The organism is Pseudomonas asuensis (genome assembly GCF_014646755.1).
GTDB lineage: Bacteria > Pseudomonadota > Gammaproteobacteria > Pseudomonadales > Pseudomonadaceae > Chryseomonas > Chryseomonas asuensis.
Map to the genome: position 1 here is coordinate 1 of NZ_BMNW01000080.1, position 831 is coordinate 831.

General features: G+C 56.8%; 1 protein-coding gene. It reads left to right on the forward strand.

The genetic code is table 11. From position 1 onward, the window contains the following. Window positions 1–66 precede the first annotated feature (66 nt). Window positions 67–831 (forward strand): DUF433 domain-containing protein (locus tag IEX86_RS24755; protein WP_229685508.1); only part of this gene is annotated, 765 nt, incomplete at its 3' end.

The window sequence follows — 831 nt, forward strand, 5'->3', positions numbered from 1 at the left end:
AAATTTCCAGAACCCTTATTAGTCACCTGTACGCTTGACCCTGCTCTGAACGTAAGCAGGCTTCTGATGGGTGACCTAAACGGCCGGGTCTATTGCGACGCTCATCTTGAGACGCCCCACCCAGCCGCAGCGTCGACTTCAGCAGGGCCATCCTTGGCGGCACCGCCTGCTCAACGCCCGATGCCTCAAGCCAGTCAGAGGCCGTTACTGGACGCCCAGGCTCGCGTCAGGGCTGCCACCGGCTCGCCACCTTTAGCCACGCAAGCGGCCTCTCCCCGTCAAGAGCCGCCTACGTTCTTCGCCCATGCGGCGGGTTTAAGCCTTGCTATGCCTAAGCCTGTATCGCTGCCGGCTCAAGCTAGCCTACAGGCTCACGACACCGCGGTAATTAACCGTGAGCAGGGCGTGAAAACACCGAAAGGTGGGCATTTACGTCCGGAGATCAAGGCGCAAATAGCCGACCTGTATGGGCAAGGTAAAGGGCCAGTAGAGATAGCTGAGCAGATACCCGGATTGACAGCACAACAAGCTAAGAATGCTTTAGCACGTATTAGTGGTACTAAGGATAATAACTCTGTTAAGCGAGCCCGGGAGCTCACGGGCAACTCTGATGCTACGGCAGCTGATTACAACAGAATACAGGAAGCTAAGCGTGCCCAGAAGCTCACAGGCGACCCCGAGGCTACATCGGCTGATTACAAGAGAATGCAGGACGCTAAGCGTGCCAAGAAGCTCACAGGCGACCCCGAGGCTACATCGTCTGATTACAGAAGAATGCAGAACGCTAAGCTTGCCCGGGAGTTCACGGGCAACTCTGATGCTACGGCAGCG